19 protein-coding genes, 1 tRNA gene and 1 pseudogene are annotated in these 21,927 nt (G+C 47.9%); 18 read left to right on the top strand and 3 right to left on the bottom strand.

Annotated features, from left to right (window positions below):
- Window positions 1-328 precede the first annotated feature (328 nt).
- The 9 genes from ABIC22_RS08900 (at window position 329) to ABIC22_RS08860 (ending at window position 11,048) form a co-directional block, all read left to right on the top strand.
- A complete protein-coding gene (locus tag ABIC22_RS08900) occupies window positions 329-1,933 on the top strand; it encodes an extracellular solute-binding protein (protein WP_354480249.1) in 1,605 nt (534 codons plus the stop codon).
- 118 nt (window positions 1,934-2,051) lie between these two features.
- Window positions 2,052-2,948, top strand: coding sequence for an ABC transporter permease (locus ABIC22_RS08895; RefSeq protein ID WP_095292991.1), 897 nt, complete (start codon window positions 2,052-2,054; stop codon window positions 2,946-2,948).
- A gap of 61 nt (window positions 2,949-3,009) precedes the next feature.
- A complete protein-coding gene (locus tag ABIC22_RS08890; RefSeq protein ID WP_154896763.1) occupies window positions 3,010-3,882 on the top strand; it encodes a carbohydrate ABC transporter permease in 873 nt (290 codons plus the stop codon).
- A 62-nt stretch (window positions 3,883-3,944) separates the two neighbouring features.
- Window positions 3,945-4,904 carry a sugar phosphate isomerase/epimerase family protein gene (locus ABIC22_RS08885; RefSeq protein ID WP_354480245.1) on the top strand — a complete coding sequence of 320 codons (960 nt, stop codon included), beginning with the start codon at window positions 3,945-3,947 and terminating at the stop codon, window positions 4,902-4,904.
- A 99-nt stretch (window positions 4,905-5,003) separates the two neighbouring features.
- Entirely contained in the window at window positions 5,004-6,506 is a 1,503-nt protein-coding gene (locus ABIC22_RS08880) for a hypothetical protein (RefSeq protein WP_354480242.1), read from the top strand.
- A complete protein-coding gene (locus ABIC22_RS08875; RefSeq protein ID WP_354480239.1) occupies window positions 6,484-6,756 on the top strand; it encodes a hypothetical protein in 273 nt (90 codons plus the stop codon). The genes ABIC22_RS08880 and ABIC22_RS08875 overlap by 23 nt, the downstream gene beginning before the upstream one ends.
- 199 nt (window positions 6,757-6,955) lie before the next feature.
- A complete protein-coding gene (locus tag ABIC22_RS08870; RefSeq protein WP_354480236.1) occupies window positions 6,956-8,689 on the top strand; it encodes a tetratricopeptide repeat protein in 1,734 nt (577 codons plus the stop codon).
- Between the two features lie 207 nt (window positions 8,690-8,896).
- Window positions 8,897-9,856, top strand: a complete 960-nt coding sequence (gene trxB, locus ABIC22_RS08865; RefSeq protein WP_095293000.1) for a thioredoxin-disulfide reductase — start codon at window positions 8,897-8,899, stop codon at window positions 9,854-9,856.
- 160 nt (window positions 9,857-10,016) lie between these two features.
- Window positions 10,017-11,048, top strand: a complete 1,032-nt coding sequence (locus ABIC22_RS08860; RefSeq protein WP_095293142.1) for an AI-2E family transporter — start codon at window positions 10,017-10,019, stop codon at window positions 11,046-11,048.
- A gap of 161 nt (window positions 11,049-11,209) precedes the next feature.
- Here the strand turns inward: ABIC22_RS08860 and ABIC22_RS08855 are convergent.
- Window positions 11,210-11,400, bottom strand: a pseudogene (locus ABIC22_RS08855) (response regulator transcription factor); the annotation flags it as partial.
- A gap of 306 nt (window positions 11,401-11,706) precedes the next feature.
- Here ABIC22_RS08855 and ABIC22_RS08850 point away from each other — a divergent pair.
- The 7 genes from ABIC22_RS08850 to ABIC22_RS08820 all read left to right on the top strand — a co-directional run bounded on the left by ABIC22_RS08850 (window position 11,707) and on the right by ABIC22_RS08820 (window position 18,277).
- Window positions 11,707-12,657: an ROK family glucokinase gene (locus tag ABIC22_RS08850; protein WP_183526484.1), complete on the top strand. Its 951-nt coding sequence runs from the start codon at window positions 11,707-11,709 to the stop codon at window positions 12,655-12,657.
- 51 nt (window positions 12,658-12,708) lie between these two features.
- Window positions 12,709-13,608 (top strand): RNase adapter RapZ, encoded by a 900-nt coding sequence (rapZ, locus tag ABIC22_RS08845; protein WP_095293011.1) that lies wholly within the window; start codon window positions 12,709-12,711, stop codon window positions 13,606-13,608.
- A gap of 13 nt (window positions 13,609-13,621) precedes the next feature.
- On the top strand, window positions 13,622-14,608 hold the full coding sequence (locus ABIC22_RS08840) for a gluconeogenesis factor YvcK family protein (RefSeq protein ID WP_127540601.1): 987 nt from the start codon (window positions 13,622-13,624) through the stop codon (window positions 14,606-14,608).
- Window positions 14,609-14,614: 6 nt separating this feature from the next.
- On the top strand, window positions 14,615-15,553 hold the full coding sequence (gene whiA / locus ABIC22_RS08835) for a DNA-binding protein WhiA (RefSeq protein ID WP_095293015.1): 939 nt from the start codon (window positions 14,615-14,617) through the stop codon (window positions 15,551-15,553).
- A gap of 135 nt (window positions 15,554-15,688) precedes the next feature.
- Entirely contained in the window at window positions 15,689-15,958 is a 270-nt protein-coding gene (locus ABIC22_RS08830; protein WP_017691248.1) for an HPr family phosphocarrier protein, read from the top strand.
- Between the two features lie 151 nt (window positions 15,959-16,109).
- Window positions 16,110-16,865 (top strand): SIMPL domain-containing protein, encoded by a 756-nt coding sequence (locus ABIC22_RS08825; protein WP_127540600.1) that lies wholly within the window; start codon window positions 16,110-16,112, stop codon window positions 16,863-16,865.
- Window positions 16,866-17,182: 317 nt separating this feature from the next.
- On the top strand, window positions 17,183-18,277 hold the full coding sequence (locus ABIC22_RS08820; protein ID WP_354480231.1) for a PdaC/SigV domain-containing protein: 1,095 nt from the start codon (window positions 17,183-17,185) through the stop codon (window positions 18,275-18,277).
- A gap of 128 nt (window positions 18,278-18,405) precedes the next feature.
- Here ABIC22_RS08820 and clpP read toward each other — a convergent pair whose 3' ends face one another.
- A complete protein-coding gene (gene clpP, locus ABIC22_RS08815; RefSeq protein ID WP_095293022.1) occupies window positions 18,406-19,002 on the bottom strand; it encodes an ATP-dependent Clp endopeptidase proteolytic subunit ClpP in 597 nt (198 codons plus the stop codon).
- Between the two features lie 176 nt (window positions 19,003-19,178).
- Window positions 19,179-19,253: transfer RNA gene (locus tag ABIC22_RS08810), tRNA-Arg, on the bottom strand.
- Window positions 19,254-19,694: 441 nt separating this feature from the next.
- On the opposite strand from ABIC22_RS08810, the gene ABIC22_RS08805 reads away from it, so the two are divergent.
- Window positions 19,695-20,720 (top strand): sugar-binding transcriptional regulator, encoded by a 1,026-nt coding sequence (locus ABIC22_RS08805; RefSeq protein WP_095362035.1) that lies wholly within the window; start codon window positions 19,695-19,697, stop codon window positions 20,718-20,720.
- Between the two features lie 105 nt (window positions 20,721-20,825).
- On the top strand, window positions 20,826-21,833 hold the full coding sequence (gene gap, locus ABIC22_RS08800) for a type I glyceraldehyde-3-phosphate dehydrogenase (protein WP_095293026.1): 1,008 nt from the start codon (window positions 20,826-20,828) through the stop codon (window positions 21,831-21,833).
- Window positions 21,834-21,927 lie beyond the last annotated feature (94 nt).

The raw sequence follows: 21,927 nt of genomic DNA, 5'->3' as shown, positions 1-21,927 counted from the left end.
ATTCCGCTGTTAGAGGGACAGTTCATCGTGCTGACAAACTCACATGATTCCGGTTTATTGTGTTCATGCGAATATAGGCAGTGTATGAAAATGGTTTATCGTATTTTGAAAGCAGGTCGGTTGGGCGGTAATAACACTGTGCAGCATGAATGGAATACATGGGTCAAGGAACCAATGAAAATGGTCAGTGTACGAAAATCGTCGCTGGGATAAACCATTCTCCTTATGTAAGCGTTTACGAAACGGGTTTATTGCCAATGTCAGGAATGATGTGGAATACTCTGGGCAGGATTTAACCATTCACACAAGGGCAAAGGAGATGACACAAATGACAGGAAAAGCAACCAAAGGGAGTCTAAAGAAATGGGTAGGACTTGCGCTTACGATGGTAATGGGAGTTTCCTTGCTGGCCGGCTGTTCATCCGCATCAGAACAAGGCGGAGCAGATGGCAATGCGTCAGGTAATGGCGAGCGTGTCACCTTGAAAGTGGAAGTGTTTGATCGTGGTAACAGTCCTTCACCTTACACCATTACGAATAACTACTTATCAAAGCTGGTGCAGGAAAAATTCGGTGACCCGAATAATATTGATGTGCAGTTCGTACCGATTCAACGCTCGGAAGAAGTGACGAAGCTGAATGTTCTCATGGCCAGCAATACCGATGTTCCCGATATTGTTTTTGTATATGACTCAAGTGTGTTCTACCGCTATGCCCAGCAGGGCGGGCTGACCGATGTCGGTGAATTGCTGGATCAGTATGGACCGAACCTGAAGAAGTTCCTGGGCGAGGATACATTAAAGTTTGGACAGCTGGAAGGCCAGCAGTTCGCTATACCGGGTAAACGTGCGATTACAGGACGATACAGCTCGTACATTCGTAAGGACTGGCTGGACAAACTGGGATTGCCATTGCCTACAACCACCGATGAGCTGTATACCACTTTGAAGGCATTTAAAGAGAAGGACCCTGGCCAGCTTGGCAGCAAAAACATTCCAATGGGAATGGCGCTGGCTCCAGCTCAATTTGAAACATTAATCTACTCCTTTATCAAGCCGGTTAGTGGTGATCTGACTTACGCTCAGCGTTTTGAGCTGCCACTGCATGAGGGTTTCAAGGATGCCATGAAGTTCATGAACAAGCTGTACAACGAGGGCTTAATCAGCAAAGACTTCAGTCTGGATGAAGATAAAACCCAACTGGCCAAGGACGTGCAGAACGGTAACATCGGCTACTGGTCTGAAGATGTGGATGCCATCTTCTACGCGGATGGAACACTGGACAATCTGCGCAAAAATGTAGAGGGAAGCAACCTGGTTCCAGTCGATGCTTATACCAATGCGAATGTAGACAACAAACATATTAAGTCTCGTTACGGCTCCAACGGTATGTACATTATGATTCCTAAAAGCAGCAAACGCGCTGTGGAAGCCATTAAATATTTGGACTGGATGGCTTCAGACAATAACCTGTCGGATATCCTCAATGGGGTTGAAGGTGAGAACTATGAACTGGTTGATGGACTTCCCGTTGTCAAAGAGGATGCTACGCAGGAAGCCAAGGATCGTCTTTTCAATGCAGGGGATATGGCCATCATTTCGAACGGCAAAAATGTGGGTGACCAGGCCATGAATGAAAAAGCTTGGGTCATGGGATTCCCGCAGAACAATCAGGAAATGTTGAAGCAGTCCATTGATATTGCCAATACGGACACGGTAGGACCTATTATCTTCGATAAACCGATCGAGGCAGAAATGAAGTACGGCACGGCGCTCAAAGATAAGCTCAATGTCATTATCGTCAAAACAGCAATGGCGAAACCGGAAGAATTCGAAGCGGTATACGAACGGGAAATGAATGATTACATGTCACTCGGCGGCGAAGCACTGAAGAAAGAACTTGAACAGGCTGTTCAGGAGCTTGCTGCCAAATAAGAAAAATGATCCTCGCAAGTGGTACAGAGCTTACTGGAGAGAGCGGATAAACTTTGAAGTGACCTGTGCCGTCACCTGAGGCGGCACAGTTTATCTTCACGGATTGGAGGAGACAGACATGACCCCCTACTTGAAGAGGTATTGGCAATTATACGCGTTGATTTCCCTGCCCCTTATTTACTTCGTGATTTTCCGTTACGGACCAATGTATGGCGTACAGATCGCATTTAAGGATTTTAACCTGTTTCAGGGTATTGGCGGCAGCGAGTGGATTGGCTTTGATGCCTTCCGCGAGGTATTTGGGATGAGGGACTTCTACACCACGCTGCGAAATACCTTTATGCTCAACTTTCTGGATCTGATTGTATCTTTCCCTGCTCCAATTATCCTGGCAATTATGCTCTATGAAATTCGGTTTAAATGGTTCAAAAAGCTGTCGCAGACCATCCTGTATATCCCTCACTTCATTTCATGGGTGATTATCGGGGGGATCGTATACCAGCTGTTTGGCAACCAATCAGGTATGGTAAACGGTGTGCTCGAGAGTATGGGGCTGAACCCCATCCCATTTCTAACGGAGAAGAATCCGTGGCTTGTAACCTACCTGTTTACGGGTGTCTGGCAAAGTGCCGGGTGGGGAACCATCCTGTATCTGGCTGCACTGACGGGTGTGAACAAGGAGTTGTTTGAAGCGGCTGAGATCGATGGAGCAACACGTCTCAAAAAGATCTGGCATATTACATTGCCGAGCATTAAGCCGACCATTGTAACCCTGCTTATTCTGAATCTGGGGCACATGGTCACGATTGGGTTCGATCGTCCTTACATTATCGGGAACACAGCGGTGCGTGAATATTCAGATGTTCTAAGCACCTTCGTATACCGGATGGGTTTGGAATCCGGGCAGTATACACTGGCAACCGTAGTCGGACTGTTCCAGGCCGTCGTGGGTCTTATTTTCGTGCTGGGCTCCAACTACATTTCGAAAAAGGTAACTGGTGAAGGGATTTTGTAGAGGAAAAGAACGTACGCGAGCCCGTTATGCTGTAGACCATCAGTAAAGGAGTTGTGCGCATATGAGTGACCGCACCTCAAATCGGATTTTTGATATCGTTAATATCTCCTTTGTAACCCTGTTTGTCGTGTTCTGCCTAGCTCCTTTTCTGCACACGATTGCCATATCGTTTAGCTCCAACCGAGCGATAACATCGGGAGAAGTGAGGCTGTTTCCGAAGGAGTTTAATTGGGATGCATACGTCAAGGTGTTCTCTGACCATTCCATGCTCTATTCACTTGGTTACACTGCGCTTTTGACGATTGCGACCACGGTATTATGCATGCTGTTTACTGTTGCTGCAGCGTACCCGTTAACCAAGAAAAAAATGAAGGGCCGCAAGCTCTTCATGTACGTCATCATCATTACGATGTTCTTCAGTGGCGGGATCATTCCGGAATACTTGCTGATTCGTGATCTGCATTTGCTGAATTCGGTCTGGGCATTGATATTGCCGGGATTGGTCAGTCCTTTTAACCTGATTATCCTGATCTCCTTCTTCAATGGCATCCCGGAAAGTCTGGAGGAGTCGGCTGAGATCGATGGAAGCTCACATCTTCATACGTTGTTGAAAATTATTCTTCCACTCTCGCTGCCAGTAATGGCAACCCTGTCTCTCTTCTATGCGGTGGGACGCTGGAACGGATTCCAGGATTCCCTGATGTACATTAACGATCCACAGCTGTATCCGCTGCAGCTCAAGCTGTTCCAAATGGTACAGAACAATATGGTGAGTGAACTGACACAGATGGAGGGTGCAAACCGCGCACCGCTCACGCCGGAAAGTCTGAAGGCTGCCACCGTTATATTCGCTACCGTTCCCATCCTGCTTGTCTATCCTTGGCTGCAGAAATATTTCGTTAGTGGTGCCATGCTTGGGGCCGTAAAAGGTTGATTTGAAGCCGTACCCATTATACGTGGGAAAGGTTGCAACAAAGAAAGGAAGAGTGAGCTTGTATGCAGCAAAATGACAAGGGTGAGTATTCGTTCTCCACATGCTGGAATATTAAGCGTCACCAGGTGGGCGAGGCCATGATCCAGGAAATTCGCGAGCTTGGCTTCCGCCGTGTTGAACTTAACTACAACGTGACGAAGGAAATGCTGACGTCCATTGAGCCTATGATTGAGCGCGGAGAGATTGGTGTTTCCAGTGTGCATAACACATTTCCTCATGTGCCGGATCTGGATTACGGTACAGATTCGGTACTGCTCGGATTCCAGGACGAAACGAAACGTCAAAAGGCCATCCAGCTGCTTGTCGGTTCCGCAGAATATGCCCATCGTTACGGTGCTGAGGCTGTTGTTGTACACCCGGGAGAGGTACCTATCCCGGAGAGTGTCAGCAAGGAGCTTGCACAGCTGTATCATGACGGGGGGAAGGATTCACCTAAGTATCGCAGCAAATGGGAGGAATTTGTTGAAAGGCGGCAGGCACTGAACGCCGGTTACGTCCAACAGATTATCCGCAGCCTGGATGATGTCTGCAATCAGGCAGCAGCCAAAGGTCTCCATGTCCGGTTCGGCATCGAAACCCGCTCCAGACCACAGCAGATTCCTACGCTGGCAGAAGCCAAGACAATTATTGAGGCTCTACAAGGGGCTCCGGTTGGCATCTGGTATGATACCGGGCATGCCATCATGATGGATCGCCTGGGGCTCTACGACAGCGTGGGTGAGATGCAAGGGCTGATGGATGATATCGTAGGCGTTCATATTCATGAGACGCTTGGCCTTTCGGATCACTGGTGCCCTTATGTGCACAGTCAAGATATGCATTTCTATGATGCATACCTCCCCATGATCCGCCGGGCAAGGGTGAAGGTTTATGAACTGAAATCAGCTTGTACACCGGATGAAATTCACGAGAGTCACGAACTGCTTATGAAGAAGATGGATACGGCAAGGGAGGGACGATGATGTTGGAAACAGACCGCGCGCTGGATGATTGCGCTGCGGCTGTTTCTTTGGCAATCCAGCCCAGCTACGAGCAACTACTCAGTTTGGAGGGAATGGCACATGTACAAGCAACTGGTGGATAGCAATGACAAGGCGGTGGAGAGAGGCTTGTCCCGGCAGGTGCTTGATCCAAATAGCCGATACTACGGTGGAACAATCGATCCCTACACAGGTATCGCCTGGGTTAATCATACGACCGGAACCCCTACGGATATGTGTTACTGGGGGGCAGCGCTTGCTAACCCCGATTCAATCTATTATCGGAATGAAGAGCTGTTACATCGCCTTCTACTGGCAACGGAGTTTGTGCTCCGTAACCAGCATGAAGACGGCTCCATATCTCCGGGATGGACCAACTATCATTCACCGCCAGACACAGCATTTGTCATTGTGGGGTATGCTCAGTTGTACCAGCTGCTTCAACAGCAGGAATGGGAGAAGCTCCAGCCTGTGCTGGAAAACATGCGATTGTTTTTGGAACGAACTGTACCCGTCATGCTTACAGGAGGTTGCCATACGCCGAACCATCGCTGGGTGCTATGCGCGGCTCTTGGTTTCCTGCATCAGCTGTTTGATCTGGAAGAGGCAGTGAAGCGTGCAGAGCAGTGGCTCGCTGAAGGAATGGATATAACTCCAGATGGGGAGTGGACAGAACGCAGCAACGGAATCTATAACGCAGTTAGCGACATGATGCTAATCCATGCGGCTCGCTTGTTGAATCGTCCTGAACTGCTTGAGCCCGTCAGACTTAATCTGCGCATGATGGTGTACCTGGTACATCCGACAGGTGAGATTGTTACGGATTACTCGGGTCGTCAGGATCTGGGCAGTATGCATGACTTGTCCCCTTATTACCTGCCATATGCCATTCTTGCCCGGATGGACCATGATCCGCTCTTGGCCAACATGGCGAAATGGGCAGGCGATTCACTAACAGACCCTGGCGTCTGTTCGGTCAATTCGCTCATTCGGTTATTGCTGGAGCCGGAGCTGCAGGAGATATATGAGGTGGAAGACGAACTGCCTAAGCAGTATGAGATCATGTTGAATGAACACTTTGCGCGTGAGGGTTATTTACAACAAATGGCGTCAGCAGGACATTATGGGCATATTGCTCATAGCCGGATGCATACGGACTTTGGTGCGCCTGTTGCCCGTATAAGGGATCATGCGACAAGCATAACCATAATGACGGAAGTGCCGTCCTTTTTCGCTCTTCGTCATGGCTCGGTGCGTCTGCTGGCCGTGCAGCTGGCCTCCTACTTCAATCCCGGCTATGTGCCAATGCAGAAGATGGACCGATTGCCCGCAGGATATCGTCTGAGGGGTGAGCAGAAGAAAGGCTATTATGCTCCAATTCCTGCAGATCAGCTGCCCGAGACTGTGAAAACTTCCACTAGCCCATGGTATGTGTTACCTCATCAGAACCGAGAACTTACCCATGAACAGACATTCCGTACGCAGGCGGAGGTTGTACAGACAGAGAAGGGGTCGGAAGCTGGAACTGTCAGGCACCGAGCCAGAGGAGATCATGATGCAGTTGTCCTTCGTATTCGGAGATGAGGGAGAGCTGTCTTCCGGCGAACTGCTGGAGACGGATGGAGGTCACTATCTGTGGAAGGGCGGAACGCTTCGCTATTCCTGTGGAGAGGACTGGGTCGAGCTGGCCGGAGGCGAGATGGGCCATCTGGCAGCTACCGTACGCGAGGCGAGGTTACCAGACAGGTGCAAGGTTGTGCTGGTCAACTTCATGACACCGTTCAGAAAGACGATAGACATTACACTGTCACCGACGATGGCAGCGAAGTTGTAAATGGACAGGGATCTCCATTTTCAAAAAATAAATTCCTATGATATCCGGATGGCATTTCACCCTTCAAGGAGGATGGAATGGCATCTTTTTTATGTGCAATTTTTGCATAAAGCTCTTGAAACTACATGTTGAGAAGACCGCCGCCAGATGTGGTATACTGGAGAGTATGAATGAAAGCAAAGAGGAGGTGCCTTGGAAGATGAAGGGCAAGCTAGTGCGGGCAGAAGGACCCCTTGCCAATATTATACCGATTCACTTGGATGCTTCTTTCTTTTTCGAGAGAGCTGTCCGCTCGCTGGACCGTAATCATGTTGACAAGGCATTAAAATATTTTCGTAAAGCTGTTGAATATGAACCGGAGAATCCGGTGAACCATTGCAATATGGCGGGTATATTATCTGAGAAGGGAGATTACGAAGCTTCCAATGCCGTTCTGGCGCATGTGCTGGAGGTGGTAGATCCGTCCATGACGGAATGCTACTTCTATATGGCCAATAATTATGCGAATATGGACCGGTTTGAGGAAGCGGAGAAGGCACTTGTTACGTATTTGGAGGAGGACCCACAGGGGCAGTTCATGACGGAAGCCGAAGAGATGATGGAGCTTCTGTATTATGAGCTGGATCGCCCGGCCAAGCTGAACCGGATCAAATCCCGTAAAGGTGTGGTTGAGCACGATCAGGCAAGAGAGCTGCTGGAAGAGGGGAAATTTGCTCAGGCAGCCGAACTTCTGGAGGGCATGTCCCCCGACTACCCTGACTATTTGGCAGCCCGGAACAATCTCGCGCTGGCTTATTACTATATGGGACTGTTCCCCAAGGCGAGAGAGACGATTGCCGAAGTGCTGGAGCAGGAGCCGGGAAACCTGCATGCCTTGTGTAATCTCGCGATCTTCCACCAGAACGAGAATCGGGCAGACCAAGTGCTATTATTGATCAAAAAACTACGTGTCATCGTGCCTTACCAGAAGGAGCAGGTGTATAAATTGGCTACCACGATGGGGATTCTTGGGCAGCATGACTCGGCCTATACCCATTTCCGCCGACTCTTGAAGGATGAAGAGACGGCAGCCGATCCGGCGCTTGCTCATTACGCGGCCGTAGCGGCTTATAATACGGAGCGTTACGACGTTGCAGAGCGGCTATGGCGCCATGTGTCCAAGCTAGATCCGGGCTCAGAGGTTTCCAAGTTCTATCTGTCTGGCCTTGATGCAGTTCGGGAAGGGGAGCGTGAGCCCGAGAAGCTCAGCTATCACTACCATCTTCCGTTTGACGAGCAATTCAGACAATGGGAGAACTATGGTAACGGTATACCGGAAGAGATGAAAAATGATCCGCTCATCCGTTCATCGTTCTTCTGGGCGCTGCGCCATGGAGATCGTGCAACCAAGCTTCAGGTCATTCATGCCTTGGCCATGATCGGTGATTATGAGGTGCAGCAAGCCCTGCAATCCTTCGTACAAGAGGCTGATGAAGATCAGGATCTGGTTGCTGCGGCTGAATCTGTGCTGAGCGGACTCCAAATGAAAGAGAAGAATCAGGGCAAGAATCATGATCAACAACCGGTATCCGGGAGAACAGACCGTCTTCTCCCTAAGATGCAATCAAGCACAGTGCACGCCAAGTCGGAAACGACTTCGCACTGGCAAGCCGTTGTGGAGCGTGCTCTGCAGATGACAGAAGCGAAAGCGGAGCTGCAGCAGGAGATGGAACGGATCTGGACCGATTATGTATCCAGAGTGCATCCGGATGGTCCGGGGCTCAAGCAAATTGAAGGCTGGGCTGCGGGGCTTGAATATCTCGCGGCCAAAATCCACAGTCGTCCCGTTACCTATCAGAGTATAGCGGAACGGTACGGCATATCGGCTTCCACCGTTAGCAAATACGCACGGCAGATTGTTCGGGTGTGCGGAAGCATCCCGCCAACCGTGTAGTACATTCCGGGTTACATGTACCATTTTCTTGTTGGCCGTATAGATGAGCAACATGATGCGCTTGGAGACAGTTTGAGAAAGATCGGAATTTCATGAAGGATACAATTGCCTGCAAAACGGGTAAACTTAACGAATAGGCTTCGTCATATCACTCTAGAAGTTTTCCAGTCAACACACTCTCAACCTTATCAAGGAGGCTGTATCTATATGTCTAAATACAGAACGATTGTGATCGGAACCGGACCTGCAGGTTTGACGGCAGCGATATATCTGGCTCGTGCCAACCTGAACCCTTTGGTCATAGAAGGTCTGCAACCTGGAGGCCAGCTTACAACCACGACCGAGGTTGAAAACTTTCCAGGATTCCCTCAGGGCATTATGGGACCGGAATTAATGGATAACATGCGGAAGCAAGCAGAGCGCTTTGGAGCGGAATTCAAGAATGGCTGGGTAGAGGAAGTCGACTTCAGCAAGCCGCCATTCAAGGTGAAAGTCGGAGGCATTGGTGAGCTTGAGGCGGAGTCAATTATTATCTCTACCGGTGCTTCTGCCCGCTATCTCGGCATTCCGGGAGAGCAGGAGAATGTGGGACGCGGCGTAAGTACGTGCGCGACATGTGACGGATTCTTCTTCCGTGGCAAGAAAATCATTGTTGTGGGTGGCGGCGATTCCGCGATGGAGGAAGCCAGCTTCCTGACCCGTTTCGCAACAGACGTGACACTCGTTCACCGCCGGGACGAATTGCGGGCATCGAAGATCATGCAGGACCGGGCGCGCAGCAATGAGAAGGTGAAATGGGCTCTGAACCGGACACCGCTCGAAGTTGTGCCTGAGGCACTTGGTGTCAAGGGATTGAAGGTGCGCAATAACGAGACAGGTCAAGAGGAGCTGCTCGAAGCAGATGGCGTATTTGTAGCGATTGGCCACACGCCTAACACGGGCTTCCTGGGTAACCAGATTGCTCTGGATGATCACGGTTATGTTGTGGTGAAGCCAGGAACCACCGAAACGAACATTCCGGGTGTATTCGCCTGCGGTGACGTTCAGGATACGAAATACCGTCAAGCCATCACGGCTGCAGGCTCAGGCTGTATGGCGGCCATGGATTGTGAGAAGTACCTTGAAGGCAGTATTATCCACGATTGGAGCGAGACGCTGGATAAGTAAGCATGACCAAGGTAGTGCGCTGCATAAACTATAATAAGAGACAACGGGAAGTCTCATCACGTGAGAGAAGCCGGGAGGCTTCTCTTTTTTTGAAACCAAATGGACATGAGATCGTATACATAATGGGCATATTAGCTGCGAGGTGAAGATTTTGGGGGAAATGATTAAAGAGTGGTTAAAAAATGCAACAGTCAGACGCTTTTTGATTCTGCTGCTGTTTTGTTTGGTCCTGTTCAGCATGGGGAGTATGCTGCACATGATCTTGCTGCTATTTCTAGTGACGTATGTCATGAATCGGTTGCAGCAGTTTATTACGGGGAAACTAAATCGGCTATTTCCGATTAATTATAAAGTCGTCGTCATACTGCTATATCTGATCGTAATTGCAGCCATTGTGCTGGGTATATCCAGATATTCACCGAGGATTGTCAATCAGGTCATTCAGTTAACCAATGAGATTATGACATTCTTCGATACCGCCGAAGGGGATAATCTGGCAGCCAAAGTGGCCAGCTTCCTCCAATCATACGACATCAAGAACTATGCGAACGATGCATTGAAGTATATATTCGCTCTGAGCAAATGGCTTGAGTTTATTCTGCTGGTCATCATACTCAGTCTGTTCTTCCTGCTGCAGAAGCAGGAGATCGTCAAGTTCACATCCAAGTTCAAAACGAGCAAGATCGGTTGGTTCTACAATGAAGTGGCTTATCTTGGGGACAAATTTGTATCGTCTTTTGGTAAAGTCATTGAAGCACAGCTGCTGATTGCCGTATTCAATACGGCTCTGACCATCCTGGGTCTATGGATACTCGGATTCCCGTATCTATTTGCTCTGACGATTCTCGTATTCCTGCTGAGCCTTGTACCGGTAGCGGGCGTTATTATATCATTGGTGCCTCTGTGTCTGATCGGCTATCAAATGGGCGGAATACAGCTGAGCATTATCGTTATCGTTATGATTGTCATCATTCATGCACTGGAAACGTATTTCCTTAATCCAAAACTGATGGCACATAAAACAAAGCTGCCGATGTTTTACACGTTTATCGTACTGATTCTGTCACAGCACTTCCTGGGAATCTGGGGCCTTATTATCGGTATTCCGATTTTTGTCTTCCTGCTTGATATCCTGGATGTCAACAAAATGGAGAAGACCGAGGAGCCGGTACGTGTGGAAACCAAGCTATAACGAAAGGCTCGATGACTCGGTTTAGTGAGGATTATACGGTTGAAAAAGTTAAAACGCCTCCCGTAAGGGGAGGCGTTTTCGTTTTGCGCATGGGCCAGAGGCCACATCTATATATATGTAGTTCGCCCGTGGATCGCGTCACTGGATGACGTATATCCCATTTACAACCAGCCTTTCTCCTCAGCCATACTGACCGCTTCCATCCGATTTTTTGCCCCAAGCTTGTTAAAGGCTTCGGACAGATAATTACGCACGGTGCCGTACGAGAGATGGAGCGAGGTGGCGATATGATTGGCATTCATCCGGTTGCCGCCCGTTTAAGTACTTCTTTCTCCCGCTCTGTTAAGGGATTATTGACGGGATTAGTTAGAGTTTCATGACTTTCAGATGACAACTGTCATCTTTTACGCATGGAACGAGTGATCATGAAATATCATGAGTTGAGGCTTCCCTTTCTATTAGGGAATCGTGAAAGCTTGCGTTTTGGTAGAAGAGAGGAGAGGTTGTATACGTATACATGATACGGATGTGATAGGGTTCACAATCGCGGCGAAGCGTTCTGTATCAATGGTCTTATCGTCTTGACCCAGGCGTATCCTTCAATTATAGTTGGTACGTAGGATTAAACTATTTTAGATAGATAAAGGTGGCTTGCGGCATGTCTGAGAAAATCTACGTTGGGGTCGATCTCGGCGGAACAGCAATCAAGGTCGGTATATGCAATGAACAAGGTCAGCTTATGCATACGTATGAAGGGCCGACAGAAGTGGATAAGGGCGTAGATACGGTTATCGCCAACATCGAGAAGTATGTCCGTCATATCGTGGCAGAATCGCCATATAGCTGGGAGCAGCTTGAAGGTGTAGGGGCTGGGGTAGCCGGGTTCACGAATGTACGCGAGGGTATTATCGTTCTCGCTCCTAACATCGGATTTCGGAATGTAGCCATTCGTTCGATTCTGGAAGAGCGTCTGGGCAAGCCAGTCAAAATAGATAACGATGCTAACGTTGCTGCACTGGGTGAAGCTTGGGCAGGTGCCGGCAAGGGCGTGGATAATTGCGTATGCTACACGCTGGGTACAGGTGTTGGCGGAGGCTTGATACTGAACGGCAAAATCTATCAGGGATTTTCCGGCATGGCGGGAGAACTGGGTCATGTCAGTGTTGTGCCTGATCTGGAAGCCATTCAGTGTGGTTGTGGTAAAATGGGATGTGTTGAAACCGTATCGTCCGCAACGGGCATTATCCGTATGGCTAAGGATGCGGTAGAACGCGGCGATCATACGTCACTGGCGCTCGTGGACAAAATTGCAGCCAAGGAAGTATTCGATGCAGCGAAAGCTGGAGATGAAGTGGCTCTGCGCATCGTAAATCGTGCTGCATTCTATCTGGGTAAATCCATGGCGGCTGTTGCTGCAGTCATAAACCCGGAAATGTTCATCATCGGGGGCGGTGTATCCAAAGCCGGTAATATCCTGTTTGACGAAGTACGTGCTGTATTTGCGAAACTGACACCTGAACCGCTGCAGGAAGGTGTTCAGATCCTGGAAGCAACTCTGGGCAACGATGCAGGAATTGTTGGCGCGGCAGGACTTCTCTTGCGTTCTTAGTAACCTCGGAACCATATGATTAGGCAGCAATATGATAAGGAGGGGACATTTATGCTTGAAGGTGAAGTTTCACCGGGCACAGGCGCCACGCTCATTATCATTACGGGCATGTCCGGAGCAGGCAAAACAATTGCGGTACAGAGCCTGGAGGATCTCGGCTTTTTCTGCGTGGATAATCTGCCACCGGTGTTGATTCCGAAATTTGCGGAACTGATTGAACAATCGAACGGCAAGATCGGTAAGGTAGCCCTCGTAATTGACCTGCGGGGACGGGAATTCTTTACGGCTTTGTCCGAGTCTTTGAACTATATAAAAGATCATTTTACCATTCATTGCGAAATTTTATTCCTGGATGCAACTGATTCTGTCCTTGTACAGCGCTACAAGGAGAGCAGACGCAGACATCCACTGGCTCCTGAGGGCATGCCGCTTGACGGCATCCGTCTGGAGCGCAAGATGCTGGAGGAGCTTAAGAATTCGGCTACCCAGGTACTGAACACAAGTACGATGAAGCCGGCGCAGTTAAAAGAGCGGATTATTTCTCGGTTTTCTCATTTGGAAAGTCATATGCTGTCGGTGAATATCACGTCGTTTGGATTTAAATATGGCATTCCAATCGATGCGGATCTGGTGTTTGATGTTCGTTTCCTGCCAAATCCGCATTATATTGATCATTTGCGTCCGAATACGGGGCAGAATAGTGATGTATATGAATATGTCATGAAATGGCCTGAGACACAGTCGTTTTTGACCAAACTGCTCGATATGCTGCACTTCCTGATTCCACAATACCGGAAGGAAGGCAAAAGTCAGGTGATTATCGGGATTGGATGTACCGGCGGCAAGCATCGTTCGGTAGCCATATCCGAATATTTGGGCAAAATGTTGGGAAGCAGCGAAACTGAAGCTGTTACCGTGAGCCATCGCGACGCTGACCGTGATCGTCATTGAAGAGGGTGAAGGGATGAAAGAAGCCGGACCACGAAGAGAACGTCCGAGAATTGTTGTAATGGGCGGCGGAACCGGGTTATCCGTGATGCTGCGCGGTTTGAAAGAGAAGCCGCTGGACATCACGGCCATCGTCACGGTTGCAGATGACGGTGGAAGTTCAGGCATCCTGCGCAACGAACTACAAATGCCGCCTCCGGGCGACATTCGTAACGTGCTTACGGCGCTGGCTGATGTTGAGCCATTGCTATCGGATATGCTGAATTATCGATTCAATACAGGCGCGGGGCTTGCAGGCCACAGCCTGGGTAATTTGATTTTGGCTGCAATGACGGATATTTCAGGCGACTTTGTAACCGCAGTGCGGGAACTTAGCCGCGTGTTTGCCGTTCGTGGTGAGGTATTGCCGGCAGCTGGGCAGGCGGTTGTGCTGCATGCGGAGATGGAGGATGGCTCAATCGTTACAGGCGAGTCCAAAATCCCTGAAGCAGGCGGACGCATCAAACGCGTTTTCCTTGAACCGGATCACGTGGAGCCGTTGCCAGAGGCTGTGGAGGCTATTCGCCAGGCAGATGCCATCCTGATTGGGCCAGGCAGCTTGTATACGAGCATTCTGCCTAACTTGTTAGTTCCCAAACTGGCAGAGGCTGTCGTCGAGGCAGAGGCCGTGAAGATGTTTATATGCAATGTGATGACACAGCCTGGAGAGACGGATAACTATACGGTGAGTGACCACCTCAAGGCGGTTCATGAGCACGTGGGGCATCAGCTCTTTGACTATGTTATTGTTAATAATGGTGAAATTCCGCTGCAGGTACAGAATAGGTATGCGGAAAAAGGAGCCAAACCGGTTGTTTTGGATATGGATGTACTAAAAAGTTCAGGCTATCAGGTGGTTGCGGATACACTTGTTCTGTTTAGAACCTATCTGCGTCATGATGCTGATAAGCTTAGTCACCACATCTATCAACTGGTACAAAATTGGATGTTACGGAAGAGGTGAAGTCCCATGTCGTTTGCAGCACAGACCAAAAAAGAATTAACCATGATTGAGAGTGAACCGTGCTGCGAAAAGGCGGAACTTTCAGCCCTCATCCGTATGCTAGGTGCGGTGCAGTTATCGAATAAAAAAGTTATCTTGGATATTTCGACGGAGAATGCCGCGATCGCAAGACGGGCATACTCTCTGCTTAAAAAGCATTTTCAAGTGCATACGGAATTGCTTGTCCGCAAAAAAATGCGGCTGAAAAAGAACAATGTATATATTGTTCGTATTCCGTCCATGGTACAGGAGATATTAAAGGATCTGTACATTGTATCGGAAGGCTTTTTGTTCACTCCAGGAATTAATCAGGAGCTGTTACGGAAAAACTGTTGTAAACGGGCTTATTTACGCGGCGCGTTTATGGCGGGTGGCTCAGTCAACAACCCTGAAGGATCCTCGTATCACCTGGAGATCGCATCCATGTATGAAGAGCACTGTCAGGCCCTCGTGGATCTGGCTAATGAATTTCATCTCAACGCCCGGTGTATAGAACGCAAAAAAGGATTCATCCTATACATTAAGGAAGGCGAGAAAATTATTGAGCTGCTTAGCATCATTGGTGCGCATCAAGCCTTGTTCAAGTTTGAGGATGTACGGATTATGCGGGATATGCGTAATTCCGTTAACCGGATCGTCAACTGTGAGACAGCTAACCTGAACAAGACGATCGGGGCTGCAGTGAGACAGATTGATAATATCAAGCTGCTGCAAAAGGAAGTCGGTTTGGAGTCTTTGCCTGAGAAGCTGCGTGAAGTTGCAGAGGTCAGACTGGCACATCCTGACATTAACCTGAAGGAAGTTGGCGAGCTGTTAAAAGGTACCGTCAGCAAATCGGGTGTCAACCATCGGCTTCGCAAGATCGACGAGTTGGCTGAGAAAGTGCGGAATGAACGTCACGGTTAACGGATTTGGACCTGGTTGAATAATCAGAATTGTTCTGGTTTTTTTTCTTCTAGTGTCCTGCGCGGGTTAATGGTATAATGTTATAAATATAATTGTGTATTTAATGTCTAGATTTCTAATAGGGGGTAAGTTTCCATGACAAAGCACCCGGTAGTTGTCCGTTTGAAAACGGGTCTCCATGCCAGACCTGCGGCACTGTTCGTTCAAGAAGCGAATAAGTACTCATCTGAAGTGTTCGTCGAGAAGGACGACAAAAAAGTTAATGCAAAAAGTATCATGGGGATCATGAGCCTTGCAATCAGTACTGGTACAGAAATCCAAATTAGTGCTGAAGGCGCGGACGCCGAACAGGCTGTAAACGCTTTAGTGAGTTTGGTGAGCAAGGAAGAACTTGAAAACCAATAAGATATGATTAACATGACATGAAGAAGTCCCGCAAGGGGCTTTTTTGCGTTATCCGGATAATCAAGTGCAACATTCTGGAAAATAGCTCCGTCTGATAAGGTATCAAACTGCTTTGAGATTGAGATCTTAAATATAAGGAGGCTATGCGTTAATGGGTAAACAATGGATGAAACCGCTTGGTGCGGTATTGGTGGCAGGAACATTGCTCGTGGGTGGTACAGCGTGGGTGGCACCGGGGAATTATGCCTATGCTGCTGAAGTACAAGGGGTACAGCAAAATGTGATTAATGTAGTGGGCAAAGGTGAGATTCAGGTAAAGCCGGATATCGCTTATCTGTCGATCGGAGTGAATAGCACAGCTGAGACAGCAGCCTCCGCCCAAAAGGCAAATGCTGCAAAAATTCAAAAGGTATCCAACCTGCTGAAGAATACGTGGAAAATCAGTGCAGACGACATTCAGACCAGTCAATTCTATGTACAGCCAAACTATACGTATAGCGATAAAGAAGGTCAGAAAGTTAAAGGCTATACCGCTCATCATACGCTGACGATTACGTACCGTGAAATGGACAAGATTGGTGAACTGCTGGATGCTGCTTCACAGGCAGGTGCCAACAATATCGAGAATGTACGCTTTACGGTAGAAAATCCGGAAAACTTCGAAGCACAAGTGATCGAGAAGGCAGTTGCCAATGCAGAGGTGAAAGCAGGAGCGATTGCCAAGGCGGTTAAACGTCAATTGGGTGCTGTGTTGTCTGTAACTCAAGGTGATGCCAATGTGCCTGTGCTCTATGCAACAGAAAGTTCGACGGCCAAGGACATGGCAATGTCTGCTGCGGGTACAGAAATTGAAACAGGTCAGGTAAAAGTAAGCACAACGCTTAACATTACGTATGAAATGAAATAACTGTAGACGTAGATGAAGGTATGAAGAGACTGTGTCCAATCGGGCAGGGTCTCTTTTGTTATAAAGAAGAGCTTTAATGAAGTTAGGCCATTAACATTCTTGCTACAACGAGGATAATGACGTTGATTTGATGTCTTTTTTGTATATTTGTTCGTGACAAAACCTTTACCAAATGGATTTGGATTGAACAACATTGTAACTGGTGCTGTAAACCTTTCCTGAATTGGGTTAATTATAATAAAGAGGTGAGCGTATGAAATATGCGATCAGGATACATACGCAATGAACCATAGGAAAATTCGAGAGGAGTTTTATATATGACATCATGGAAAAAGTGGACAAGTGCATTACTCGCGGCAGGAATTATTGTAGGTAGTGGGGCGGTATGGCAGGATAACTCCGTGCAGGCAGCTTCGGTTACGTCCAAAGTTACGGCATCCACAGATGTTACATTGAAGTCTGCAGGCAAAACGTTGACACAAAAGGGACTTCTACAAGGTGGATCCACGTGGGTATCCCTCACTGCTGTTAAGGATGTAGCTGGTGGTACTTTAACCTATAACGCAAAAACAAAAGAGTACGCACTGACTGCAGCGAATAACACGATGAAAATCAGCCTGGCGGATGGTGAACCGTCGCTAAGAGTAAATAATTATTATCCTAACGTTGAAGCGAAGCTGATCAAGGGACGTCTGTACATTCCTTTTTCAGCGATGAGAGATTATTTGGGAGTTCAAGGCAGCTGGGATGGTAAAACCAAAACACTGGCGCTGAGCAAAGTGAAGCAAAATAGCGTGAAAGTGAAATCAGCAACCGTAAAAGTGGACATCAAAAATGCTGAGGTGGATATTCAATATCCGCAGGTGAGTGGACTTGCTAGCGATGAAGCCGAAGCGGCTATCAACAAAGTGTTGAAAGACGAAGTGGATGCATTCGTAGCTGCTTTCAAGAAGCAAACGGCCGAATACGGAACGGCAGCAGCCAACCGTCCATATGCATTCGAGAGCACCTATGTGGTGACGTACAACGAGAACGGCGTGCTGGGATTGGTTACTCAGCGTTATGAGGATTATGCCGGAGCCCACGGGATGACTACACGGACAGGTCACACCTTTGCGCTGGATACAGGTAAAGAGCTAAGTCTTGATGATGTGCTGCAAAACAACAAAACAATGCGCGATACGCTTGGCAAAAAGGTTGGTGAACAGCTTAAGGCTCGCGGTGGTTACCTGGACGGCTATAAAGGTCTGAACAAGGACCAGGACTTCTATGTAACACCTACAGGGGTAGTCGTGTTCTTCCAACTGTATGAGTACACTGCTTATGCAGAAGGTTTCCCGGAATTCCCGTTTACGTACAAAGAGTTACTTCCTAAAGGCAAACAGCCATTCAGTGGAATTGCAGCAGAGTAATTATTCCATATCATTCTAAAAAAAAGAGCGCCCCTCGTCATGATCATGACAAGGGGCGCTTCTTCGTAGTATGAACAGGTCAATCAGATTGGCCTGTTCATATATCTTCAATATACAGTTACCTCGGCTTATACGCCTTGGGAGCCAACGTTTGCGATGACTTTATCAATGATACCGTAATCGGCAGCTTCAGCAGCACTCATGAAGTAGTCACGGTCTGTATCTTTCTCGATGCGCTCCAGTGGTTGACCTGTGCGCTCAGCGATGATGCGGTTCAAGGTATCACGCATTTTCAGAATGCGGCGGGCACGGATTTCGATATCCGAAGCCTGACCTTGTGCACCGCCCAGCGGCTGGTGAATCATGATCTCACTGTTAGGCAGTGCAAAACGTTTGCCTTTTGCACCTGCATTGAGCAAGAATGCGCCCATGGAAGCAGCCATACCTACACAGATGGTAGATACATCAGGTTTGATAAATTGCATTGTATCGTAAATGGCCATACCGGCTGTAATGGATCCGCCTGGGCTGTTGATGTATAGATGAATGTCTTTCTCCGGATCTTCCGCAGCGAGGAACAACATCTGTGCCATGATGGCATTCGCAACAACGTCATTTACATCGCTGCCTAGAAAGATAATACGATCCTTCAGCAATCTGGAATAGATGTCATAGGCGCGCTCACCGCGGTTGCTCTGTTCAACGACCATAGGAATATAACTCACGTGAAAAACCTCCTCGGAAATGTACATGGAATAGTGTATCTATTTAAACTGTTACCGTATTACCCACATCATAAACAATTTCAAACAAAAAGTCAAAGAAAGTCAAACTAACTTTGAAAAAAAAGAAACCTTTACGGTTCCATTGGTTAAAAGGGTTATGAGCTGCTAATCAAGAATGGCGCGCCCGCCAAGAATCGAACTTGGATCTCAGGCTTCGGAGGCCTACGTCATATCCATTGGACCACGGGCGCACGTTGATGTGACAGCAATAATGATTATAGCTCATGGAATCCTGAATTGCAAGAGATATGATCAAGCTTATGGTTTGGAATGACCTGAAATTGATCATGATGATGAAGAATGGATAAAGAGAGTATTTAAGTAAATGCTAAGAGAAGTTTTGGACAGGTTGCATGAAGCGCGATCCTGGAGTCAATAGAAGCGATATATAGATGAGAAATTTGGTTTTCTTCTATATATGGTATGAATGCGGCTGCACTTTCCTGTGGAAGTCGGAGATTGTGAAAATAAGCGCGTACAATGGCCCAAAACGTTGTGAAATAAGGCTTTTGAAACACTTGCATGTCACGTCAGTTTTAGGTAGAATAGACGTGGGACTTAAAAAGTTAACCCGGGACATTTTAGGGCCATGAAAGAGAGCTTGGAACGAGAAGCTTGCGGGAGTGGAAAGCATGCGAACGATTTTAGAAGTGCAAAAGCAGCTTCTGCCTGATCTCATGGATGTCTTGAAGAAGAGGTATACGATTCTGCACCAGATCATGTTATCGGATGTGATCGGGAGAAGGACGTTAGCCAATTCCATGCAGATGACCGAGCGGGTTCTGAGGGCTGAGACCGATTTGTTAAAGGCTCAGGGACTTATTGAAATTGACAGTGCAGGGATGAAGATCAGTGAGGCAGGGCATGATTTGCTGCAGCAGTTAGAGCCAGTAGCCAAAGAGCTGTTCGGATTATCCGAGCTGGAAGAACGCATCAAGCAAGCCTACGGTCTGCAAAAGGTAGTTGTCGTTCCCGGCGATTCGGATATTTCTCCATTTGCCAAACGGGAACTGGGTAAGGCTGGAGCGAAGGCTCTTAGTCAAGTAATGAATGATAACGACGTTGTTGCCGTTACAGGCGGATCAACAACGGCAGGAGTGGCAGAGCAGCTGACTCCGCCAACATCGCTTAAAGGTGTCTGGTTCGTACCGGCACGCGGCGGTTTGGGAGAAAGCCTCGAAATTCAGGCCAATACGATTGCATCGACAATGGCAAAACGGGTAGGAGCACAATATAAACTCCTGCATGTACCGGATTTGCTGAGTGATCATGCCTATGAATCGTTAATTCAGGACCCAAGCGTCCAGGAGATTCTTCAGCTGATCAGACAGTCACGCATCGTAATTCACGGAATCGGTGATGCCGTGGAGATGGCGCGAAGACGCAAACTTGCAACGGAGATCATAGAAGAGCTTCAGGAGCAAGGAGCCGTATCTGAATCCTTCGGTTATTATTTTAACGATCAGGGTGAAGTGGTACACACCATGCTAACTCTGGGCATGCGACTTCAGGATATTGAACGGACCGATGTGGTGATCGGAATTGCGGGCGGCAAAAGTAAGGCGGCTGCCATTCACTCCGTACTGCGATTCGGACAGGAAGATATTCTGATTATTGATGAGGCAGCTGCCGAAGTCATCGTTGCCGAAATGGAATAAGGTTTTTCTTTTACCACAACTCTTGTTGTCTTGACGGACTTCACCGTCTGTCTTGAATATATAGCTTCATAAAAAAATAAATCAAAACTTGGGAGGAACTTACTCATGATTAAAGTAGGTATTAACGGTTTTGGACGTATTGGTCGCTTGGCATTCCGCCGTATTCAAAATGTAGAGGGCATTGAAGTAGTAGCAATCAACGACTTGACTGACGCTAAAATGCTGGCTCATTTGCTTAAATATGATACAACTCAAGGTCGCTTCGATGGCGATGTTGAAGTACACGACGGCTTCTTCAAAGTGAACGGCAAAGAAGTTAAAGTACTGGCTAACCGTAACCCAGAAGAACTTCCTTGGGGCGACCTGGGCGTAGACATCGTTCTGGAATGTACTGGATTCTTCACAACTAAAGAAGCAGCTGAGAAGCACCTTAAAGGCGGCGCTAAAAAAGTTGTTATCTCCGCACCAGCTACTGGCGACATGAAAACCATCGTTTACAACGTAAACCATGAAATCCTCGACGGTACTGAAACTGTAATCTCCGGCGCATCTTGCACAACAAACTGCCTGGCTCCTATGGCAAAAACACTGCAAGACAAATTCGGAATCGTTCAAGGCTTGATGACTACAATTCACGCTTACACTGGCGACCAAAACACATTGGATGCTCCACACCCTAAAGGTGACTTCCGTCGTGCTCGCGCAGCGGCTGAAAACATCATCCCTAACACAACTGGTGCTGCTAAAGCAATCGGTTTGGTTATCCCTGAACTGCAAGGTAAATTGGATGGTGCAGCTCAACGTGTACCAGTAGCTACTGGTTCCCTGACTGAGCTCGTAACTGTTCTTGGACAAAAAGTAACTGCTGATGAAGTTAACGCAGCAATGAAAGAAGCTTCCGATCCACAAACTTTCGGATACACTGAAGACGAAATCGTATCTTCCGATATCCAAGGTATCACTTTCGGTTCCCTGTTTGATGCAACTCAAACTAAAGTTCTGACTGTTGGCGACCAACAACTGGTTAAAACTGTAGCTTGGTATGACAACGAAATGTCCTACACAGCTCAATTGGTTCGCACTTTGGAGCACTTTGCAAAAATGATTAAGTAATATCTGCAATAACATAGAGCGGAAACAGATGCTATTGTTTCCGCTCTTTATCTATCAACATTTTGCAAATTTCTCAAAAACACCAGGATGGACA

This window comes from Paenibacillus sp. PvP094 (assembly GCF_040546835.1).
Classification (GTDB): domain Bacteria; phylum Bacillota; class Bacilli; order Paenibacillales; family Paenibacillaceae; genus Paenibacillus; species Paenibacillus illinoisensis.
The sequence above is the reverse complement of the archived record's forward strand: the minus strand, read 5'-3'. Positions and strand labels throughout refer to the sequence as shown.

What these genes read in the sequence shown, in the direction of transcription:
- ABIC22_RS08900 (WP_354480249.1), top strand. Translation starts at nt 329, where the DNA reads ATGACAGGAAAAGCAACCAAAGGGAGTCTAAAGAAATGGGTAGGACTT.
- ABIC22_RS08895 (WP_095292991.1), top strand. Translation starts at nt 2,052, where the DNA reads ATGACCCCCTACTTGAAGAGGTATTGGCAATTATACGCGTTGATTTCC.
- ABIC22_RS08890 (WP_154896763.1), top strand. Translation starts at nt 3,010, where the DNA reads ATGAGTGACCGCACCTCAAATCGGATTTTTGATATCGTTAATATCTCC.
- ABIC22_RS08885 (WP_354480245.1), top strand. Translation starts at nt 3,945, where the DNA reads ATGCAGCAAAATGACAAGGGTGAGTATTCGTTCTCCACATGCTGGAAT.
- ABIC22_RS08880 (WP_354480242.1), top strand. Translation starts at nt 5,004, where the DNA reads ATGTACAAGCAACTGGTGGATAGCAATGACAAGGCGGTGGAGAGAGGC.
- ABIC22_RS08870 (WP_354480236.1), top strand. Translation starts at nt 6,956, where the DNA reads ATGAAGGGCAAGCTAGTGCGGGCAGAAGGACCCCTTGCCAATATTATA.
- trxB (WP_095293000.1), top strand. Translation starts at nt 8,897, where the DNA reads ATGTCTAAATACAGAACGATTGTGATCGGAACCGGACCTGCAGGTTTG.
- ABIC22_RS08860 (WP_095293142.1), top strand. Translation starts at nt 10,017, where the DNA reads ATGATTAAAGAGTGGTTAAAAAATGCAACAGTCAGACGCTTTTTGATT.
- ABIC22_RS08850 (WP_183526484.1), top strand. Translation starts at nt 11,707, where the DNA reads ATGTCTGAGAAAATCTACGTTGGGGTCGATCTCGGCGGAACAGCAATC.
- rapZ (WP_095293011.1), top strand. Translation starts at nt 12,709, where the DNA reads ATGCTTGAAGGTGAAGTTTCACCGGGCACAGGCGCCACGCTCATTATC.
- ABIC22_RS08840 (WP_127540601.1), top strand. Translation starts at nt 13,622, where the DNA reads ATGAAAGAAGCCGGACCACGAAGAGAACGTCCGAGAATTGTTGTAATG.
- whiA (WP_095293015.1), top strand. Translation starts at nt 14,615, where the DNA reads ATGTCGTTTGCAGCACAGACCAAAAAAGAATTAACCATGATTGAGAGT.
- ABIC22_RS08830 (WP_017691248.1), top strand. Translation starts at nt 15,689, where the DNA reads ATGACAAAGCACCCGGTAGTTGTCCGTTTGAAAACGGGTCTCCATGCC.
- ABIC22_RS08825 (WP_127540600.1), top strand. Translation starts at nt 16,110, where the DNA reads ATGGGTAAACAATGGATGAAACCGCTTGGTGCGGTATTGGTGGCAGGA.
- ABIC22_RS08820 (WP_354480231.1), top strand. Translation starts at nt 17,183, where the DNA reads ATGACATCATGGAAAAAGTGGACAAGTGCATTACTCGCGGCAGGAATT.
- ABIC22_RS08805 (WP_095362035.1), top strand. Translation starts at nt 19,695, where the DNA reads ATGCGAACGATTTTAGAAGTGCAAAAGCAGCTTCTGCCTGATCTCATG.
- gap (WP_095293026.1), top strand. Translation starts at nt 20,826, where the DNA reads ATGATTAAAGTAGGTATTAACGGTTTTGGACGTATTGGTCGCTTGGCA.